This is a genomic window from Mesorhizobium dulcispinae (genome assembly GCF_033977345.1).
In the GTDB taxonomy this organism is placed as follows: Bacteria; Pseudomonadota; Alphaproteobacteria; order Rhizobiales; family Rhizobiaceae; genus Mesorhizobium; species Mesorhizobium dulcispinae.
Genome location: NZ_JAVIIY010000047.1, coordinates 1 through 2791, shown reverse-complemented (window position 1 = coordinate 2791; position 2791 = coordinate 1). Strand labels below are relative to the sequence as shown.

The 2791-nt window shown below is 69.8% G+C and carries 1 pseudogene; it reads left to right on the top strand.

The features are described 5' to 3' along the window. Window positions 1–2791 (top strand): annotated as a pseudogene (locus tag RFN30_RS32110) (shikimate kinase); the annotation flags it as partial.

Sequence of the window (2791 nt, the reverse complement as noted above, 5' to 3'; positions counted from 1 at the left end):
GGAGGTCCTTCGCCGCGCCGATCGCCAGGATGTCGGGCTCTCAGATTTTACTGCTCAAGGCTTGGCGATCCTGGTGAACGGCTTCGGCAAGTGGGCGCAAGAGCCGGTGTGCTACCAGGCTCTGGTGGAGATCGCCCGCGGTCTCGGCCCCAAGGGCCGTCGCTTCGGCGCTTTCATCACGCCTGCGCTGGGCAACATCGCCAACAGTCTGGCGCGCGGTATCCTGCAGGGCGAGGAAGCCGGGGAGGTGGCCGAACCCGCTTTGCTGAAGGAGCGGCTGCAGCAGCTGGCGCATTATCTCCACTATGCCGATGACCGGCTGCAGCAGGCCGATGTCCTGGCCATCGCCAACATCTTCAAGGCCCTGAGCAAGGCGCAGTTGTCCGACGATCTGGGTCTGCTGGCAAAGCCGGGGCTGGAGCGGCTGGAGGCGCTGCGCGCCACGCCCGCCTTCGAGCGCGACAACAACCTGGAGACCATGGGCAATCTGTGCGCCGCCCTGCTGCCGCTGGCGCGCAGCCCGCGGCCGGCGTTGCGCTGGTACCGCAGGCCGGCGCTGAACCTGCTCAACGCCATCCAGCCGGTGGTGGAGCGCAAGATCGAGGCGCATCTCGAGGCAGGCCAGGCCGAGCGCGACAGCGGCGCCAATGCAAGCCGCTGCCCGGCGCTGTCGGTCTATCAGGTGCTCAAGACCCGCGCGGTGCTGGAGAAGCTCTACCGGCGGCCCTATGTCGAGGGCGACAAGCTCGCCTTGCGGCGCCGCCAGGAAGAGCTGCACGCCAAGACCAGCCGGATCCTGGACAGCGCCCGCGCCCTCATCGAGGCCGACCTTTCCAACATGAGCTGGAACGTGATCGCCGAGATCGAGGCGGAGGGGCCGCTTGACGCGCTCGACACCTTCATGGCCCAGAACGCGCCGAGCGTCCAGGCCCAGCATGCCGCCGCCGTCTTCGATGTCCATGGCGTGCTTGAGGCCATGGACCACGAGCCGCGGCCGCCGCAAGGCGATGCCGGACTGATGCGGCTGCCGGTGGTCGACATGCAGGGGCGGCCGCTGGCCGGCGAAGCGGAGCTGCGCTATTCCATCTTCCACCGCCTGACCTCGGGGGCTGTCAAGGTGGTTGCGGTGCAGCTGCCGGGCAAGCCGAGCGCCTTCATGCTGGCGCGCACGCTCAGCGTCGAGGGCGTGCCCTACCGCATGGACCTGTTCGGCGGCAGCAAGCTGAAGGCGCCGCAAAAGTCCCTGGCCCAGCTTGCCGCCCGCCTGCCCGGCGCGACCGACGAGGCCACCGGCGGCAAGCTTTTGGCGATCCCCTATGCCGACACGGCGCCGGGGACGGCCTTCGAGCAGCTGGCGCGGGCCTGGGCGCCGTTCAAGGAAGCCTATTACTACACCCAGCGCCGCGGCTTTGCCGCGCCGCCGGACATCCCCGGGCTTGGCCCGCACGACTATGCGCTGGAAGGCGCCTTCAGGCTGTCGCTCCTGCCCGACCGCCCGGCAGGGGCAGCGCATCCCTTCAGGCTCGCCGGGCCGGACGGCCCGATCGCCTTGCGGCCGCATGACGGCTGCGGCTTCATCAGGGCCTCGCTGGCCGAGCGCATGCCGGCCATCGCCCGGGCCGTCCGCCCGGACGGCGCCGCGCCGGTGCGTGTCTTTGGCCAGGGCAAGCGAACCTCGGTGCCGGCCTCGGCCCTGCAGCATTATCCGCGCAACGCAGCGGTGGCCGAGGAGACGCGCGAGAAGGCCGAGGCCTGGCTCGGCAGCCGTGAGCAGCCGAGGCTGACGGCCGAGGAGCTGTTTCGGACCGTCACCTCTGGCCACATCGACGGCCCGGGCGCCGTCGCCGTGCCGTCCGGCGACGGACGCCTTTATGTGCCGACGCTCAAGAGCGAGACCTTGACCGCCGATGGCGGCGTGCTTGTCGGGCGCTCGCCCTACGACAAGCCGAACCTGCGCCCGTTCACCGCCGGCCAGGTCAGGTCGGCGCGCGACGGCGACGCGACCGCGGCGTTCCTGGACCGGTGCGTGGCCTTCCAGTACAGCTTCAACGTCGCGCACAAGTCGGGGGAAAGGCTTGCCGCCGACGATCCGACCTTGTTTGCCAAGGGCATCCTGATCGTGGTGCCCGACCGGATGTGGCCGGCCGCCTTCGCCGAGCGTTCGGTGGTGATGTCGGCCGAGGACGTCAAGTGCCATTCGCACTGGCTCGAGGGCAAGGACCGGGTCAAGGCCGACACCGGGCTCGACTGCGTCGGCATCCTGCAGGCGACGGAGGTGTTCGCGCCCGGCTCGCTGGTTGCGGTGCCGAGCGCCGAACAAAAGAAGCTCGACGGCGATTTCGACGGCGACACCGTTGTCATCGTCGGCGACCGGCCCAGGCTCTACGAGCATGTGCGCCAGTTCGACCAGAAGGAGCAGGCGCGCGGCCTGGCCTCGCTGAAGCCGCCGAAGTCGCACACGCCGGCCATCGAGAACGGCGACTACCAGTTCAGCCGCTCCCGGCAGATCCTGTCGGCCACCCAGCAGGTGCTGGAGACCTACAGCTGCCTGCAGCGCAACGTCCTGGCGCAGCCGCTTGAAGCGCAACGCTGGTTTGCCGAGCGTGCCGTCTTCGGCACTTACGAGGGCATTCACCATGAGCTCAGGGCCGACATCCGCGTCCAGCTGCAGGCAGAGCGGCCGGACGGCCAGGCCATGCAGGGGCTCCTCGACCGGGCCAGGCAGGACGGCGAGGCGGCCCGGCATCCGGTGGCCCGCGAACTGGCCGCCTTGCTGGTCAGCGAGCTCGAG